At 65.0% G+C, this 16,450-nt stretch carries 21 protein-coding genes; 13 read left to right on the top strand and 8 right to left on the bottom strand.

The genetic code is table 11. From position 1 onward, the window contains the following. Positions 1-158: 158 nt before the first annotated feature. Entirely contained in the window at positions 159-1,889 is a 1,731-nt protein-coding gene (locus IAE58_RS12800; protein WP_199933316.1) for a PAS domain-containing hybrid sensor histidine kinase/response regulator, read from the bottom strand. Positions 1,890-2,087: 198 nt separating this feature from the next. Between IAE58_RS12800 and IAE58_RS12795 the strand changes: the two genes are divergently transcribed. The 4 genes from IAE58_RS12795 to IAE58_RS12780 are packed head-to-tail and all read left to right on the top strand — an operon-like array spanning position 2,088 to position 5,024. Next, positions 2,088-3,014, top strand: coding sequence for an acyl-CoA dehydrogenase (locus IAE58_RS12795; RefSeq protein ID WP_325166853.1), 927 nt, complete (start codon positions 2,088-2,090; stop codon positions 3,012-3,014). Continuing rightward, positions 3,002-3,754 (top strand): PIG-L family deacetylase, encoded by a 753-nt coding sequence (locus tag IAE58_RS12790; protein ID WP_199933314.1) that lies wholly within the window; start codon positions 3,002-3,004, stop codon positions 3,752-3,754. The genes IAE58_RS12795 and IAE58_RS12790 overlap by 13 nt, the downstream gene beginning before the upstream one ends. Beyond that, positions 3,751-4,338: an SAM-dependent methyltransferase gene (locus tag IAE58_RS12785; protein WP_199933313.1), complete on the top strand. Its 588-nt coding sequence runs from the start codon at positions 3,751-3,753 to the stop codon at positions 4,336-4,338. Before IAE58_RS12790 ends, IAE58_RS12785 begins: the two co-directional genes overlap by 4 nt. Then, complete coding sequence (locus IAE58_RS12780) at positions 4,335-5,024, top strand: glycosyltransferase family 2 protein (RefSeq protein ID WP_199933312.1); 690 nt, start codon at positions 4,335-4,337, stop codon at positions 5,022-5,024. Before IAE58_RS12785 ends, IAE58_RS12780 begins: the two co-directional genes overlap by 4 nt. A gap of 12 nt (positions 5,025-5,036) precedes the next feature. Here IAE58_RS12780 and IAE58_RS12775 read toward each other — a convergent pair whose 3' ends face one another. The 4 genes from IAE58_RS12775 to IAE58_RS12760 form a co-directional block, all read right to left on the bottom strand. Beyond that, a complete protein-coding gene (locus IAE58_RS12775; protein ID WP_199933311.1) occupies positions 5,037-6,854 on the bottom strand; it encodes a glycoside hydrolase family 15 protein in 1,818 nt (605 codons plus the stop codon). After that, the gene (locus tag IAE58_RS12770; RefSeq protein ID WP_199933310.1) at positions 6,851-7,747 is read right to left on the bottom strand and encodes an SDR family oxidoreductase; all 897 of its coding nucleotides are present in this window, start codon (positions 7,745-7,747) and stop codon (positions 6,851-6,853) included. The genes IAE58_RS12775 and IAE58_RS12770 overlap by 4 nt, the downstream gene beginning before the upstream one ends. A 42-nt stretch (positions 7,748-7,789) precedes the next feature. Next, positions 7,790-8,656, bottom strand: coding sequence for an SDR family oxidoreductase (locus tag IAE58_RS12765; RefSeq protein WP_199933309.1), 867 nt, complete (start codon positions 8,654-8,656; stop codon positions 7,790-7,792). A 94-nt stretch (positions 8,657-8,750) separates the two neighbouring features. Beyond that, positions 8,751-9,137 (bottom strand): sensory rhodopsin transducer, encoded by a 387-nt coding sequence (locus IAE58_RS12760; RefSeq protein ID WP_199933308.1) that lies wholly within the window; start codon positions 9,135-9,137, stop codon positions 8,751-8,753. 182 nt (positions 9,138-9,319) lie between these two features. Between IAE58_RS12760 and cho the strand changes: the two genes are divergently transcribed. Then, positions 9,320-10,177, top strand: a complete 858-nt coding sequence (gene cho, locus IAE58_RS12755; protein ID WP_199933332.1) for an excinuclease Cho — start codon at positions 9,320-9,322, stop codon at positions 10,175-10,177. 80 nt (positions 10,178-10,257) lie between these two features. Beyond that, entirely contained in the window at positions 10,258-10,734 is a 477-nt protein-coding gene (locus tag IAE58_RS12750; protein ID WP_199933307.1) for a YetF domain-containing protein, read from the top strand. A gap of 5 nt (positions 10,735-10,739) precedes the next feature. Here the strand turns inward: IAE58_RS12750 and IAE58_RS12745 are convergent, their stop codons facing one another. Next, positions 10,740-11,378: a DUF6766 family protein gene (locus IAE58_RS12745; protein ID WP_199933331.1), complete on the bottom strand. Its 639-nt coding sequence runs from the start codon at positions 11,376-11,378 to the stop codon at positions 10,740-10,742. Between the two features lie 210 nt (positions 11,379-11,588). Between IAE58_RS12745 and IAE58_RS12740 the strand changes: the two genes are divergently transcribed. From IAE58_RS12740 to IAE58_RS12725, 4 genes are all read left to right on the top strand, one after another. Beyond that, positions 11,589-12,752 (top strand): zinc-dependent alcohol dehydrogenase, encoded by a 1,164-nt coding sequence (locus tag IAE58_RS12740; RefSeq protein WP_199933306.1) that lies wholly within the window; start codon positions 11,589-11,591, stop codon positions 12,750-12,752. Next, positions 12,749-13,246, top strand: a complete 498-nt coding sequence (locus tag IAE58_RS12735; RefSeq protein WP_233614838.1) for a hypothetical protein — start codon at positions 12,749-12,751, stop codon at positions 13,244-13,246. Before IAE58_RS12740 ends, IAE58_RS12735 begins: the two co-directional genes overlap by 4 nt. Then, a complete protein-coding gene (locus tag IAE58_RS12730) occupies positions 13,243-13,563 on the top strand; it encodes a hypothetical protein (protein ID WP_199933305.1) in 321 nt (106 codons plus the stop codon). The genes IAE58_RS12735 and IAE58_RS12730 overlap by 4 nt, the downstream gene beginning before the upstream one ends. Positions 13,564-13,633: 70 nt before the next feature. Continuing rightward, positions 13,634-14,047, top strand: coding sequence for a BLUF domain-containing protein (locus IAE58_RS12725; RefSeq protein WP_199933304.1), 414 nt, complete (start codon positions 13,634-13,636; stop codon positions 14,045-14,047). A gap of 19 nt (positions 14,048-14,066) precedes the next feature. On the opposite strand, the gene IAE58_RS12720 is transcribed toward IAE58_RS12725, so the two are convergent. Continuing rightward, a complete protein-coding gene (locus IAE58_RS12720; RefSeq protein WP_108753130.1) occupies positions 14,067-14,252 on the bottom strand; it encodes a hypothetical protein in 186 nt (61 codons plus the stop codon). Positions 14,253-14,271: 19 nt separating this feature from the next. Further along, the gene (locus IAE58_RS12715; RefSeq protein WP_199933329.1) at positions 14,272-14,673 is read right to left on the bottom strand and encodes a response regulator; all 402 of its coding nucleotides are present in this window, start codon (positions 14,671-14,673) and stop codon (positions 14,272-14,274) included. A gap of 182 nt (positions 14,674-14,855) precedes the next feature. On the opposite strand from IAE58_RS12715, the gene IAE58_RS12710 reads away from it, so the two are divergent. The 3 genes from IAE58_RS12710 to IAE58_RS12700 all read left to right on the top strand — a co-directional run. After that, positions 14,856-15,206 carry a hypothetical protein gene (locus tag IAE58_RS12710; RefSeq protein WP_199933303.1) on the top strand — a complete coding sequence of 117 codons (351 nt, stop codon included), beginning with the start codon at positions 14,856-14,858 and terminating at the stop codon, positions 15,204-15,206. Between the two features lie 13 nt (positions 15,207-15,219). Continuing rightward, a complete protein-coding gene (locus IAE58_RS12705; RefSeq protein ID WP_233614837.1) occupies positions 15,220-15,999 on the top strand; it encodes a DUF72 domain-containing protein in 780 nt (259 codons plus the stop codon). An 86-nt stretch (positions 16,000-16,085) separates the two neighbouring features. Further along, positions 16,086-16,450: BLUF domain-containing protein (locus IAE58_RS12700; protein ID WP_200734981.1), on the top strand; the 365-nt coding region annotated here is incomplete at its 3' end.

Here is a 16,450-nt window from a genome sequence, read left to right as displayed (position 1 = left end):
GAGATTGCCGCGCGAAGGCCGGACTCAAACGCCTTGAGGTACCCCAGGCAGGCAGGAATTTCTGCCTCAACGCCGCCATGGGCGCCGGCAACCCAGTGCAAGTGACGGGAGTGAGCAAGCCGCGCTAGCAAGCAGCAATGTTTCGCCGCCCTTGTGATTCAACCCACCGTGCGCCACACCCGGTCGTCGCTTCCCAATTCCACAACCGCCTCTCGCACACCCACCGGCGGTTTGATGGCCTCGGCCAGACCGCCCAGCGTATAAGGCTTGCGCAGCACTACGAAGCCATGGTCGGTCTCCCGCGCCAGCAGTTCGCTGTAGCCGCTGGTCAGGACCACGTGCAGCCCGGGATAGGTGGCACGCACTGTCCTGGCCAGTTCCAGGCCGGTAATGCCCGGCATTACCACATCCGAAAAGACCACGTCGTAGCGCGCATGATGCCGCTCCAGGTCGGCCAGAGCCTCTGCGCCGTTGCGCGCCAACTGCACGCCGCAGCCCAGTTCCCGCAATGCCGAAACCGCGAATGCTGCAACATCCACGTTGTCTTCCACCACCAGCACGTTCAGGCCCTTCGCTTCCTGCAGTGCATGCAGGGACGAACCTTCCATTGAAATGGGCTCCTGGTCGGTCAGCGGCAGGTACAAGACGAACGTGCTGCCTTCGCCCACGGTGCTGGTGACATCCACCTCGCCTTCGGACTGCTTGACGAAGCCGAACACCTGGCTGAGTCCCAAGCCAGTGCCTTCACCCACACCCTTGGTCGTGAAGAACGGATCGAATACCTGGCTCAAGACGGCTTCTTCGATGCCGCAGCCGTCATCGCTCACCGAAACCGCCGCAAAGGCGCCCTTCAGTGGCGGCGCGAACCGTACCGAAGGCATGGTGTCGACCCGGCGCACGCAGATGCGCACCGTGCCGTTCCTGCCGATGGCATCGCGTGCGTTCACCGCCAGGTTGATCAGGGCCGTATCCAGCTGGGTCTTGTCCAGCAGCACGTGCAGCGGATCATCGGGCAGATCCAGCTGCAATGCCACCCGGCTGCCGAGCAGGGTGCGGATGATGTCGGCCAGTCCTTCCACCCCCTTGCCCAGATCGAACACTTCCGGTGACAGCGTCTGCCTGCGCGAGAAAGACAGCAGGTGCGAGACCAGGCTGGTCGCCCGGTCTGCTGCCGCGCCGATGGCTTCGATGTGCCGGCGCTGCTGCTCGTCGCGGGGTTCGCCATAGCGGAGCATGTCCACCGAGCCGGTGATGACCTGCAGAAGATTGTTGAAATCGTGCGCCACGCCACCGGTCAGCTGGCCAATGGCTTCCAGCTTCTGCGATTGCCGCAGCTGCTCGCGTGCCCTCACCAGCTCAGCGTGGGCCTGCCTTGCCTCCTCACTGATCGATTCGACCTGCCGCGAATGCTCGTTGCGCTCGGACACGAACTCGGTCTGGTCGCTGACCACGCACAGTATGCCGCCTACGCTGCCATCGGCCACGCGGATGGGGGAATACGAGAAGGTCCAGAAGGTTTCGCGACGCGTGCCATCGCGGTCCATGAAAACGCGCAGGTTGCGGAAGCTGCGGTGGGTGCCGGCCATTGCATCGGCGATGGCCCCGCCCAACTCATCCCACACGTCGTGCCAGACGATTCTCACCGGCGTGGCCATTGCGCCGGCCAGTTTGTTGCCCATCCAGGGCGAGAACGCGTCGTTGAAGTAGAACAGGTTGTCCGGCCCCCACGAAATCCACAGCGGCTCTGGGCAATCCAGAATCATCGTCAGTACGGTGCGCAGCTCGTCCGGCGCCGCCTCTGCAAGCCCACCATGCGCCCAGTCGCTGTCCTGCAGCAAGCGATAGGCGAGGGAGTCGGGCGAAGACACGGGCAGTTCGCTGCGGGACATGTGAAGACCTGTTGAATACCTCCTCACAGCGTCGATCATGAATGGTACAGACAGCGTGACGAGTCGCCCGGCGCAGGGCTTGTGATGATGCTGCCACTGCGCGTTCATGTGGCCGCTACATCGGCAAGACGGCCGTGTGACTTCGCGCGACTTACGTTGAAGGCCTGCCCCCAAATGTAACTGCGAATGCTCGCTACCGTGCTGCCGTCACCGCTTTCGAATCTGGCCCGGCAGCGACTGCTGCAGGTCAACGCACTGCCATTGCCTGGTCAGGGCCGTACGCTGGAGCGCTGGCGAGGGCTCGCTGCCTTGGGGCATGAGGACCTGTGCCTGGCGAAGGTGCTTGAAGCCCATCATGACGCCGTGGCGATCCTGCACGAACTCGGTGCAGCGCCGTCGGACGGCCAGTTGCTGGCGGTTTGGGCCGCAGAGGGACCCGCCTGCACCCTGCGCGCCGAGACAAGCGGCCGACTTCGCGGCGACAAGCCTTGGTGCTCGGGCAGCGATCTGGTGGATGCCGCGCTGGTAACCGTCCGCGATGACACAGGGGTGCAGCTCTATCGGGTGGATGCATCGCAGTGGCATGCACTGGAGGGCGAGCCGTGGCCCGCCCCCGGCATGGCCGGCGTACCGTCTACCACGGTGCGTTTCGACGATGCCCAGGCCGAGGCAGTCGGCCCACTGAATGCCTATCTGGATCGTCCCGGGTTCTGGCATGGCGGCGCGGGCATTGCGGCCGTGTGGTTCGGCGCGGCCACCGCGCTTGCAGAGCGCATGCAACATGCCTGCAGCGAAGGCTTGCGCGCGCGTCTGCTGGGCAAGGCTGACCTCGCTCTGGCACCGGCCGCCGCGCTGCTGCGCGAGCTGGCCGCCGCGATCGACCTGGCGCCGCAGCTGACCCACCGCGTGCAGGTCGTGCGTGCGCGCAGCGTGGTGGAACGCGCGGCCACCCAGATCCTGGACCTTGCCGGCCGCGCACTGGGACCAGCGCCCATGTGCATGGAGGACGCGCACGCGCGCCGCTGGGCCGATCTGAGCGTATTCCTGCGGCAAAGCCACGCGGACAAGGATTGGGAATGGCTGGGACAGCAGTGCGCAGCACAGGTGAAACCATGGGCGCTGTAGCCATCATCAACGGGCGCGGTTCGGAAGCGAGCGCATGGGACCGCTGTGACTGGCTGTGGCAGCAACCCACAGCGACCACGGCCGAGCTGTGTGCCGGGGCAGGGCGGATTGTAGTGGTTGCACCGCATCCCGATGACGAAGTGTTGGCCTGCGGAGGCCTGATGTGCGCCGCCGCCCGCATGGGCATGCCGGTGCAGGTGGTGGCGGTGACCGACGGCGAGGCGTGCTACCCCGGTGAGCAGTGGTGGACGCCGCAGCGCCTGCGGCAGGCCCGGCGCGAGGAGCTGCGCGATGCCTTGTCCGAGCTGTCCATTGCTGCAGAGTCCATCGTGCATCTGGGCATCGCCGATGGCGGCGTGACCGATCACGAAAGCGGTTTGGAAGACTGGCTGTGGCAGTGCGTGCGCGACGATGATCTGCTGCTGGCGCCGTGGCGCTTCGATGGCCATCCCGACCACGAAGCTGCCGGACGCGCCGCGTGGCGTGCCGCGCGTGCCGTCGGTTGCCGCCTGCTTGAGTACCCCGTTTGGGGTTGGCACTGGCTGGATCCGGGCTGCGCGCATATGGCATGGGAGTCGCCACGCCTGCTCGACATTTCCACGGTGGCCGCCCACAAGCGGCAGGCCATTACCCGTTTCCGTACACAGACCGGCGATGTGCCCCGGCTGCAGGCCGAGCCCATCCTGCCCGCGCACGTGCTCCACCGTTTCCACCGTACCCAGGAGGTTTATTTCGCATGAGTGCCCAGCCGTACTTCGACGAAGTGCATGCCATCGACGATCCCTTCGGCTATCGCAGCCGGTGGTACGAGGAGCGCAAGCGCGGTGTGCTGATGGCCAGCCTGACCCGACGCAGCTTCCAGCGCGGTTGGGAGCTGGGCTGTTCCAACGGGGTGCTGACCGAAGCATTGGCCAGCCGCTGCGAGCGCCTGCTGGCAACCGATATCAGCCCGCGGGCAACATTCCAGGCGCGCCGCAGTCTGGCCCACCTGCCGCACGTGCAGGTGCATTGCGCGCAGCATCCGCAGCAGTGGCCGGCCGGCCGCTTCGACCTGATCGTCTGCAGCGAGATGGGCTACTACCTGGGGCCGGACGCGCTTGCGGAACTGCGCGACGGGGTACACGCGGCATTGAAGGATGACGGACTGCTGGTGGCTTGCCACTGGTTGCCCTCCTTCAACGGCCGCGCCAGCCGCACCGCACTCGTGCACGAGCGGCTGGGGCACGGGCTGCAGGAAGCGTTCTGCTACCGGGACAGCGATTTCGTCCTGCAGGGCTGGTCCCGCGCGCCACTGTCACTGGCCAGCGAAGAGGGCCTGAGATGATCGGCATACTGGTGCCCGCACACAACGAGGCGGGGTGCCTGGACGCGTGCCTGCGCTCGCTGTCCATTGCCGCCGCGCACCCGCGGCTGAGGGGAGAGCCAGTACGGGTGACGGTGGCGCTGGATGCCTGCACGGATGCCAGCGCGGACATCTGCCGGCGCCACGGCGTCGGCATGGTGCAGGTGCAGGCCCGCTGCGTGGGTGCAGCGCGAGCGGCGGCGGCGGATGCGCTTATCCGCATGGGCGCGCGTTGGCTGGCCAGCACCGATGCAGACAGCCAGGTGCCAGCCGATTGGCTGGTGGCCCAGTGCGAAGCGGGCACTGAGGTGTTCTGCGGGGTCGTGGACCTGGGCGATCTGGCGCCCAGTCAAGCCTGGCTCCGCAACTGCTTCCAGCGCGCAGAGCGTTGGGGTCAGGGGCACGGCCGTGTACACGGCGCCAACATGGGCGTTTCCACCCCGGCCTATCTGGCCGCCGGAGGTTTCGGGGCGCAGCGTTGCTCGGAAGATGTGGATCTGGTGAGACGACTGCAGGCAAGCGGCGCGTCCATCTGCTGGGCCAGTGATCCGGTGGTCAGCACCAGCGCTCGCCTGGTTGGGCGCGCCACCGGCGGTTTTGCCGATCATCTGGCGGCCCTTGCAGCGCAGGAGCGTGGTGTATCGCCTCAGCTGGCCTTGGCCAGCTGAGGCGTGCAAAGTTCACTCCCCATCCACCGCGAATGCCGCGTGCACCAGGGCCAGATGGCTCAGGCCCTGCGGGGTATTTCCCAGCCCTTGCTCGGTAAGAGGATCCCACATCTCGGGCATCAGGCCCACGTCGTTGCGAACCCGCTGCAACAGGGCATGGAACAGCCGATGCGCTTCATCGCGCTCGCCCAACAGGCCATACGCCTCCACCATCCAGAACGCGCAGCTGATGAACGTGCCTTCGCACTGCTGCATGCCGCTGTAGCGCCACAGCAGATCGCCACTGGCATCACTGAGTTCACGGCGCATCGCTTCACGGGTGGCGATGAACCGCTCGCGCCGCGCCTGTGCCAGGCCGAAGCGTGATGCCAGCATCAGGCTTGCATCCAGTCGGTCACTGCCGGCGTGCATTACATAGCTCTGCTTTTCTTCGTGCCAGCAGTGCGTGTCGATCCAGTCCAGAATGCGATCGCGCTCGCGCTGCCATCGGGGCAGGCGGGCGCGGGTGATGTGGCCCTGTTCGGCCAGTTCGCACGCACGGCGAAGGGCCATCCAGCATTCCACCTTCGACATGGTGTAATGCTGCAGGTCTTCCAGCTCCCAGAACCCGCAGTCCTTGCGCATCCACCGGTCAGCGCATTCGTCGGCCAGCTCGAACAACAGCCGGGCGGTGGCCGGGTCAAGAATATGGCCGGCGTCGATCATGCGGCTGGCCATTTCCATCACATCGCCGTAGACGCAGGTCTGCAATTGGTCGGTTGCAGTGTTGCCTACCCGTACCGGCTGGCTGCCGTGATAGCCGGGTATGTCGATGTAACGCTCCTGTTCAACCGTTTCGCCGCGCAAGGTGTAGCAGGGCCGCAGCGCCGGGCGGTGTCTGCCGATGGTGGTCATCAACCAACTGAAACCGGCCTTGGCGTCGGGCAGGGCGCCCACGCGCAGGAAGGCTTTGATGATGTAGGCGGCGTCGCGCACCCAGGCGTATCGATAGTCCCAGTTCTTGTCACCGCCCAGGCGTTCCGGCAGCGAAGCGGTCACGGCTGCGGCAATGGCGCCGGTGGGTGAGAACCACAGGAATTTCAACGCCAGCGCCGAGCAGATCACTTCGCTGCGCTGGCGGCTGTCGCAGTGCAGATCCGCGACCCATTGCTGCCATTCGCGATCGGAGCGGTCAATGCGGGTATCGATATCGTCCAATGGCGGAACGGGCAGCACCTCGTCCTGAGACGCCAGCAACGCGACAACGCCGCGGTAGCCCGCCGTCACCCGCAGTTGCCCGTGCACCTCGCGGTCGTCACACAGTTCGATGCGGGTCTCTTCCGGGTAGCGCAGCATCGTCATCACCGGACCCACGTGGTGCACGCAGCCATTGGGGGTATCGCTCATCCACGGCGTGCAGGTGCCGGCACGGGTACCCGGCTGGTAATGCAGGTCGAAGATCACCTCGCCTGCCAGCCCTTCCACCCGTCTGGCCAGCTCGGACCACGGTAAGCGCCCGGCCGGACCGCTGTTCAGCGATTCGATAACACGGGCGAATCCGGTGGAAGTGCGGATCTCCGTTTCAAGCACGTTGCTGTCGACCCGGTAGCGCCGACGTACAGACACGATGCCCCGTGCCTGAAGGGCAAAGCGCCCGCCGGCCGCGGCGTCCAGCAGGCGATCGAACAGCGGCGGCGAATCCATGTTTGGCGCGCACCACCAGTCGATGCAGCCGTCAGGTGCAATCAGCGCCGTGGAGCGGCCATCGCCGATGGCCGCGTAGGCATGGATGGGGGCATGCCCCTGCGCGTCACGTGCGGGGCTTACCCCGCTATCTGGCTCGGACCTCACGGAAGGAGCATGCCGCCGGTGGCACCAATCACCTCGCCGGTGATGTAGCTCGATTCCTGGGTGGCCAGGAGCACGTAGGCCGACGCCATCTCTACCGGTTGGCCAGCACGCTTCAGTGGTGTCTGCGCTCCAAACTCTGGAATGGCCTCGGGCGGCTGACCGCCGGCCGGCTGCAACGGGGTCCAGATCGGGCCCGGGGCTACGGCGTTCACCCGGATGCCGCGTTCGGCGACCTGCTGCGCCAACGATTTGGTGAAATTGACAATGGCCGCCTTGGTCGGCGCGTAATCCAGCAGATTGGGCGAAGGCTGATAGGCCTGGATGGAGGCCGTGTTGATGATGGTCGCTCCGGCGGGCAGATGCGGCAAGGCCGCCTTGCACACCCAGAACAGCGCATGCACGTTGGTGCGGAACGTGGCCTCGAACTGCTCGGTGTCCAGGTCCTCGATCTTCTCCACCGCCAACTGCTTGCCGGCGATATTGGCCAGAACGTCCAGACCGCCCAGCGCATCCACGGCCTTGGCCACCAGATCGCGGCAGAACGCCTCGTCCTGCAGGTCGCCGGGCAGGGCAATGGCCTTGCGCCCTTCGGCCTCGATCAGCGCGACCACCTCGGCGGCGTCCGCCTCTTCCTCGGGCAGGTAGTTCAGCGCTACATCGGCACCCTCGCGAGCGAAGGCAATCGCCACGGCGCGGCCGATGCCCGAGTCTGCGCCGGTCACCAATGCCTTGCGGCCCTTCATGCGGCCCAGGCCTACGTAACTCTTCTCACCATGGTCGGCCTTGGGACTCAGCTCGTGCACCGTGCCAGGCGGCGTCTGTACCTGCGCCGGGTAGGTCGGCTGCGGGAACTGGGTGAGTGGGTTCTGCATGTCGTACTGATTGCGGGTCATTGCGGTATTCCTTGGGGGAGGAAGAAATGGCGTGAAGAACGCTTAGAGCGTGACGGCGCCACCGGAAATGGTCAGCAGCGCGCCGGAGGTGTAGCTGGCGCTGTCGGCGGCCAGCATCACGTAGGCCGACGCCAGCTCGGCCGGCTGCCCAGGTCGGCCAAACGGCGTCTGGCTGCCGAACTGCTCGACCTCTTCGGCGGCCATGCCGGCAGGAATGAACGGCGTCCAGATTGGGCCCGGCAGCACCGCGTTTACCCGGATGCCTTTCTCTGCCAGCAGGCCGGCCAACCCGATGGTCAGATTCGCAACCGCGCCCTTGGTGGTGGAGTAGGGCAGGATGTTCGGCGTGGGCTTCTTGGAATTCACCGATGCGGTGTTGATGACCGCGCCGCCGTCCTGCAGATGCGGAACGCACAGGCGGGTCAGGTTGAACACCGCGTGCACGTTGGTATCGAAGGTCTTGCGCCAGTCGTCCATGGTGATCTGATCGAACGACTCGTAATAGCGCTGGTAGGCGGCGTTGTTCACCAGGATGTCCAGGCCGCCCAGCTCGTGCACCACGCGCTTCACCAGGTCTTCGGCCTGCGCCTCATCGCTGATGTCGCAGGGGATCAGTACCGACTTCTGGCCGGCTTCCTGTATCAGCTTGCCAATCGCCGCCGCATCGTCCTTTTCGCTCTCCAGAAAGGCGATGGCAACATCAGCGCCTTCGCGGGCGTAGGCAATGGCCACGGCAGCGCCAATACCGCTGTCGCCACCGGTAATCAGCGCCTTCTTGCCTTCCAGTTGTCGATGGCCCTTGTAGCTCTGCTCGCCGTGGTCCGGGCGCGGGTCCATCTTGCTGGTCTTGCCGGGGAACGTCTGCTGCTGTGCCTTGAACGGCGGCTTCGGATACTGGGGGGCAGCCATGGGGCGACTCCTTCGGAAGGGGAATCGTTACTGTCTGCCTGAGTGGGTAAACGTAGCGGCCCGGTAGTGTCGCCGTGATGTGCACGGCGCGGCTCTACAGCGGGTAGGCAATGGTGGTCATGATGCTGTTCTCCGCCTGGCGCGAATCCAGCCGTGTGTGCTGCACCACCACCGGCACATCCGAACTGATTACACAGGAAAAGCCCGCGCCACGCGGGACGGGCGCCGGGTCCTGCAGATCGTTGAAGCGCTTGTGGCAGGTGCGCTGCGCCGGCACGGTGAAGAGATAGGGGCCCTGCGGCTCGCGGTCCTCGAAGTACAGCATCAGGCTGATCTGTGCATCGGTACTGCCGGCATTGAGGATGCAGCAGGTTTCATGGCTCTGCAGCTCGGGCTCGGGGCCATTGCTCCAACCGGGGATGTAGCCTTCGGCAATGGCCCAGCGGGTATGGCCCAGCGCGGCGTTGTTGGCATCGGTCATCTCGCGGCTCCTTCAATTGGGGCGCTACAGAGTGCGTGTGCGGTGCAGCGCACGCCGTGCAGACCGGGTGCGCGGCGCATCAACGTGAAGCATTCAGCGCTCTGTCTGACCCTGCATTGGCGCCAGTCTGGCCGGTGCCTATCATTGCTCACTGCATTCATCGATTCCCGCTGCTGCCGTATATGCCTTCAAGCGCCCAGTCCGCGCGCCGTTCTGCCCGCGCCGCCGGCTATGTCTTTCCTGAGCACCTGCGCGAGCAGGCCCGCGCCCTTCCTGCCCAGCCAGGCGTGTACACCTTCCACGGTCGCGAGGGTGGGTTGCCCCTGTACATCGGCAAGAGTGTGAACCTTCGCACCCGCGTGCTTGATCACCTGCGCACCGAGGAAGAAGCCGCGATGCTGCGTCAATCCGAGCGCATCAGCCATCTTCCGATGGCCGGTGATCTGGGCGCACAGCTGCTCGAAGCCACGATGGTCAAGACCCATCGACCGCTCTATAACCGCCTGCTGCGGCGGGTGCCGCGGCAATTCAGCCTGCGGCTTTACCGGGGCGAAGTGAGCGTGCTGCATTCGGGCGAAGTCGACCTGACATCGGCGCCGCTGCTGTACGGCGTCTACTCCAGTGAGCGCTCCGCCCGCGAAGCGCTTCGACGTCTGGCTGACGACCACCGCCTATGCTATTCGCTGTTGGGCCTGGAGCGCCTGCCGGCGGGGCGGCCGTGCTTCCGGTCCATGCTGGGCCAGTGCCTGGGCGCGTGCTGCGGGCGCGAGAGCGTGGCCGAGCACCAGCGCCGGCTGAGCGAGGCACTGGCCCTGCTGGAAGTCGTGCAATGGCCGTACGCGGGGCCGGTCGCCATCGAGGAGCGCGGCCCGGACCTGCGCCAGTTCCATGTGGTTGATGGGTGGTTCTATCATGGCAGCAGCAAGACCCTTGCTGCCGCCCGACGTCTGCGCCGCGGACCTGCCCAGTTCGACCGCGACGCCTACCGCATTCTGCGCAAAGGCCTGTGCAGCGGCCAGTGGGCCTTGCACCCGCTGTAGACACCGACACGTCAGGCAGGTCACAAGTTGTGGACGCGCGCTTGGGTATGCCTGCGTGCAGGACCATGCTGGAGAGAATCGTGACTGACCTGTTGGATCTGGGAATGCCCTGGTTCGAATTCGTGCTGCGCGCCAGTGCGGTCTATATCGTGGTGCTGCTGCTCACCCGGCTCAGTGGCAAGCGCTCCATCGGGCAGTCCGCGCCGTTCGATATGCTGGTGATCGTGCTGCTGGGCACCGCGGTGCAGAACTCGTTGATCGGCGAAGACACTTCATTGCTGGGCGGGCTCATCCTGGCCACAACGCTGCTGGGGCTGAACTGGCTGGTGGGCTACGCCACGGCACGCAACCGCCGCCTGCACCGCTGGGTGGAAGGCGCGCCAATAGTGCTGGTCCGCAACGGCAAGGTGTTCTGGGAACAGCTGCGGCGCTGCAATGTTGCACCTGAAGACCTGGATGTGGCCATGCGCAAGGCCGGTTGTGATGGACACCAGGACATCGCCTTGGCCATGCTGGAGACCTCTGGCGAGATAAGCATCGATTCGCGGCAGCGCTGAGCCTGTCAGTCGCCGGTTTGTGAATGGGGTGCCTCGACCGCTTTTGACTGCGGTGAATCTTTCTGTCGCAGGAAAATGGTCAGCACCACCAGCGCCAGCACGGCCAGGAACTCGCTCTGCCAGTTCTGCATGGACTCGAACCAGCATGTCCTGCCGGAAATGTGCTGCAGAAAGCCAGGCGGCGGCAAGCCCTGCAGTTGCTGCTCCAACTGTTCCGCCCGCCAGCTTCCTACCGCGTGCAGCGCAAAGCTGAGCAGGAACATGCACCCGAAGGCGATGGCGAGGGAATGTCCGTACAGTGCCTTCCAGATGCCACCCCGACGCACAGGCCATGGGGCCGGGCCTGGCGCTACGCGCTGGTTCTCCTGCGCAGGGTCCAGCGGCCGCGATTCAGCAGAGCCGCGCTGGCGCAACGAGACGGTCAGTAGCACGTACATGCCCATCTGCAGGAATTCACTCTCCCAGTTTTCGAAGGTGGCGCTGATGAAATGGCCGCTGCCCAGGTAGTGCCAGACGTCCAGAGGCGCGCGGCCGTGCTGGAGCAGCTCCTGGTTATGCACCTGAAGGCCTGCAGCGACCTGGCCGCCGAGGAAGAGCAGCATCAGGCCCAGCAGTACAATGGATAGTCCATTGCGTTTCCACATATGCGTGCCTCGCGCCAGCTGATCCGGGCAGAGACTGCGCGTGTGCGTCGCAAGCACCGGTGAAGGTCGCGCAAGATTGAAGTGACCACGGCCACGCACAGAACTGTTAAGCCAGCCATGCAGCCGGTAAACGGCGCGCATACCTTCGGGTCACCTGGCCTGCCCGCGCGAGGTGCCACCCTGTGGCTTCCAACCGCACGGAGACGGATCATGCAGGCATTGACCTATCACGGCCGCAAGGATGTTCGGGTGGAAACCGTGCCCGACCCGGTACTGGCGGCCGACGACGATCTGATCCTGCGTGTGACCGCTACGGCCATCTGCGGTTCCGATCTGCACCTGTACCGTGGAAAGATCCCTGACCTTCACACCGGCGACGTGCTGGGCCACGAATTCATGGGCGTGGTGGAGGAAGTAGGCCGTGGCGTGACCCAGGTGCAGCCCGGCGATCGGGTGGTCATCCCCTTCGTGATTGCCTGCGGCGAGTGTTTCCATTGCCAGCTGGCCGAGTACGCGGCCTGTGAAGCGACCAACCCAGGCAAGGGCGCTGCGCTCAACGGCAAAGGCCTGATGCCGCCCGCCGCGCTGTTCGGTTACAGCCATCTGTACGGCGGGGTTGCGGGCGGGCAGGCCGAGTATGTGCGCGTGCCGAAGGCAAATGTGGGCCCGCTGCGCATTCCCGACGGAGTGGCCGATGAGCAGGTGCTGTTCCTTTCCGACATCCTGCCTACCGGCTACCAGGCGGCGTTGAACGCCGGCATCAAGCCCGGCTCGACCGTGGCCATCTTCGGTGCTGGTCCCGTAGGCCTGATGAGCGCGGCGTGCTGTCGATTGCTGGGCGCCGAAACGATTTTCATGGTCGATCATCTGCCCTACCGCCTCGATTTCGCCCAGCGCACGTACGGCGTCACGCCCATCAACTTCTGCGAAGTGGATGATCCGGCGGACTACATCGTCAGCCAGACCAGCGGGCGCGGCGTGGATGCCTGTATTGAAGCGGTCGGCTTTGAGGCTGAAGGGAGCGCTCTGGAAAGCGCGCTGACCGCGGTGAAGCTGGAAGGCAGCAGCGGGGTGGCGATTCGCCAATGCATTGCCGCAGCGCGACGCGGGGGCGTGGTCAGCATTCCCGGCGTGTATGCCGGGTTCATCCATGGTTTTCTGCTGGGCGACGCGTTCGACAAGGGCCTGACCTTCAAAATGGGCCAGACGCATGTGCAGGGGCTGATGCCCGAACTGCTGACGGCCGTTCTGGAAGGGAAACTGGATCCTGGGAACATCATCTCGCACCGCATGACACTGGCTGAAGCCGCCCAGGGCTATGCGATGTTCGACGCCAAGGACGATGATTGCCGGAAGATCGTGCTGACCCCATGACGACGAACGGCATCATGGCGTGCCTGTATGCCATCTGGCTGCTGGCCGGCACGCTGGACTTTCACTTTCACAGGCGGACCGATATTGGCCACACATCCGGCCTGCGCGAAAGCGCGCTGCACGGCGTGCAGCTGGCGCTGATCGGGGCGGGCGTGCTTGCTTGGCTGTCGCTGGCCCCCAGTCGGGGCTTGGCGGTGATGCTGTTTGCACTGGTCGCCCTGCACGCGGTGGTTGGCTATCTTGATACCGCCAGTGCAGACGGCCGCCGGCGCATCAGCCCAGCCGAGCAGCACGTACACAGTATTCTGGATGTCGCGCCATGGGTCTTTCTGCTGTGGATCGCCGTACAGGCCGATTCAAAGTGGGCGCTGCAGAAGCAGTGGGCACAGGCGTGGCACTGGTGGGCCATCCTGGTCCCAGCTGCATTGATTGTTGTGATCCCGTGGCTGTATGAACTCCGGCGCTGTCTGGCGGCTGCAGGAGCCCGCGTATGAATACTTCAGCACCGTTAACCCCTGACGGCCGGTATATCGTCGTACGCGGCCGTCTATGGCGCGCCAGCAATCCGCATCTGTCCGCGGCCGAGCGGGGGCAGTGGGTGGCGCGGCTGATGAGCGGCCGGCGCGCGGTACAGGCAGCGATCCGGGCCGGTGATGTGATGGCGTTGCAGGATGCGCGCCGTGCAGTGGACAAGGCCAAGCGTGGACTGGGCGAGCGGGGCCCTGTGTGGTGGGCTGACGGGGAGAAGGACTACAACCGCCATCTGGTAAAGAACAGCCCCTACGCGGGATGGTTCTACGGAACACACTAGCCTCACGCCATATTACAGTCGGTGTGGGAAATTTGCGTGCAGCATTCTGCTGCGTTCGCTGGAGATTATCGTGCCCCTACGCGCCATCGCCTACGCAAGTGAGGCGGTGCCTGGGCTGTCCATTGACGATGTGGATGACCTCACTCGCGCCGCCGCCCGCTTCAACCTGGAAGCAGGCGTGACGGGTGTCCTTTTGCATGACGGTTCCCGTTTCCTGCAGTACATCGAAGGGCCGGATGACAGCATCAATGTGGTCTACGATCGCATTATTTCTGCCCGCAGCCATCATGAGCTGGTGGAGCTGGGCAGGGCCCACATTTCCGCCCGGTTCTTTCCGTATTGGTCCATGCGTTGGCTGCCTGCCCAGCCGACCGATATCCGCATCATCTCCAGAGGCGATTGGTCTGGTCTGAACCGCAGCGGCGGCGTCCATCGCTTGAGCCTCCTGGTATCACAGCACCTGTCCTCGCCACCGGCGGCATAGTGCTGCGGGCCGGCAGCTCTCACCCGCGCTTGTTGCCGGTGGGATCGGCTGGCGGGCGCTCGTAATCCTCCGGGTGAGCGGTCTCTTCCTGTTCGGGCATGTCCTTCCCCTTTTTCCAGCTGCGATCGGTACGGACCTTGTCCGGAGTGTGCGCCTTGTCCTCATCACTGGCATCGCCGGTGGGGTTGAAAGGCAACTTGCTCATGGTCTTCTCCCGAAAATGATCATAAGTTGGTTTGGGTTCCCAGCCGACCCTTCTGGATCGTGGCATTCACCGCTTCCTGCAACTGCGGGATGTGGAACGGCTTAGCGACAAAACGCGCCCGCTGGTGGCGGGCTGGCACTACCTGCTCGTACACGGCGGAAGCAAACAGATACGGCACGCCCAGGTCAGCCAGGCGATCGGCCACCGGGAACACCACGCCGTCACGCAGCTCAATATCGAGGATGGCGGCGTCGAATTGCCCGTCCTTCAGAAGACTTATCGCTTCAAACACACTGTAGGCGTGGGTGACTTCGTTGCCTTGGTCGACCAGTGCCTGCTCGACCAGTTCTGCCAGGTCGAATTCATCTTCCACCAACAGCAGGTTGCACCCGCTATTCGTACCGCGTTCTAAGTCCTGCATCTGGTTCGCGTGCTCGGATTTCAAGTTATCCCCACTGTCTACTTCAGGCCATCAAAATCATGACGTGTAGGCGTGTGCGGGGTGCGAAGATCGCGCGTACACCTTGCCAATGCAGTGCATTGACGCGTTGTTGGCGCGTGCCGTGGATACTGCCGCCGTCGCCATTGCGGGAGACATGACTCATGAATCAACAGGAAGGCACCAATCAGCCCAAGGTGCTTCGGCTGGAATCCATGCCGCTGGACTGCGGCGAACGGGTCGTCGTGGTGGAACTGGACTGCGCGCCGGGCAAGGCCTGGGCGAAAGCGCTGAAGCGGGTGTTGGCGTCCACCGATGGGCTGGAGTCGGTACGCCCGCGCTGCGATGGCCGGTTCGTCTACATCATCGGGGTCGACCCATCGCTGCGCGGGTATGCACATCGCATCCACCACGCCTTGGCTGCGGCCAGCGAGCGAAGCCCTGCACCGGACACTTCCGCCGCATCGGCGCCTACGCCGTCCTGTTCGCCCGCGTGGTCTGCGGTCGGCCCTTGATCCGGGGGGCAGCATGAGCGAGGGCGAGATGGCGGACGCGGCGGGCACCGCGCGCGTCGGCTGCGCGGGCTGGTCGTTGCCATCTGCGCACGCGGCCGAGTTTGGACCGGGCGACAGCGCACTCCAGCGCTATTCCAGCCGGTTTTCAACGGTAGAAGTGAACTCATGCTTCTACCGGCAACACAAGCCAGAGACCTATGCGCGCTGGGCGCAGAGCGTGCCGGCCGACTTCCGTTTCTGCGTAAAGATACCCCGCGCCATCAGCCATGAGCATGCATTGGTGGGCACAGCACCGCTGCTGGATGCGTTTCTGTACGGCGCTGAACGTCTGGGCGAGCGGCTTGGGGTGCTGCTGCTGCAGCTCCCGCCCAGCGCGGCCTACGACGGGCGCGTGGCGACGGCGTTCTTCCGCGCCCTGCGCCGCCGTACCGACGCAGCCATCGCCTGCGAGCCTCGCCATGCAAGCTGGTTTACTGCCCAGGCCGATGCAATGCTGGCCGGGCACGGTGTTGCCCGCGTGGCCGCCGACCCGGCACGGCACCCGCTCGCTGGCGAGCCCGGCGGCACGCGAGACTGGAGCTACTGGCGCTGGCATGGCCGCCCGCGCATGTACTACAGCGCCTATGAAGAGGGAGACCTGAAGACCTTGGCAGGCCGCTGCAGGGAATCCGCGACGGCCGGGCCGACATGGGTCATCCTGGACAACACCGCCCATGGCCATGCGGTCGGCAACGCGCTGCGACTGCAGGCGCTTCTGCAGCAAACGGACCGGGTAAACCGGCGTCCAGACTGAATTCACAACGCAATGGCGGGGCGAAGACTGCGCGTTGACGTGCGATCCGTACATTCGTCTGTCAGGCTAAATCCACTTCACGCACCATGGTAAACCGCGCTATCGCCTATGCCAGCGAGGCACTGCCGGACCTCGATCCTGACCGCCTCACCCACCTGATGGAAGACGCAGCCCGATTCAACCGCGACGCGGGCATCACCGGTGTGCTGCTGTTCGATGGGCAGCGCTTCCTGCAGTACATCGAGGGCCCGGAAGACGCTCTGAAAATCGCCTACGGCCGAATACTGGCGTCCAGCAGCCACCGCGAAATCATCGAGCTGGCACGCGGCCCCGTGGGCCGGCGCATGTTCCCCTACTGGTCGATGCGATTGCTGCCCACGGGCGACCGCGAACTGAGCCAAGCCGCCCATGCCGACTGGCGCGGGTTCGTGAAGCGGGCAGGGCGGGAGGG

Origin of the sequence: Stenotrophomonas sp. S49 (assembly GCF_016624905.1) — a bacterium.
Classification (GTDB): Bacteria; Pseudomonadota; Gammaproteobacteria; order Xanthomonadales; family Xanthomonadaceae; genus Stenotrophomonas.
The sequence above is the reverse complement of the archived record's forward strand: the minus strand, read 5'-3'. Positions and strand labels throughout refer to the sequence as shown.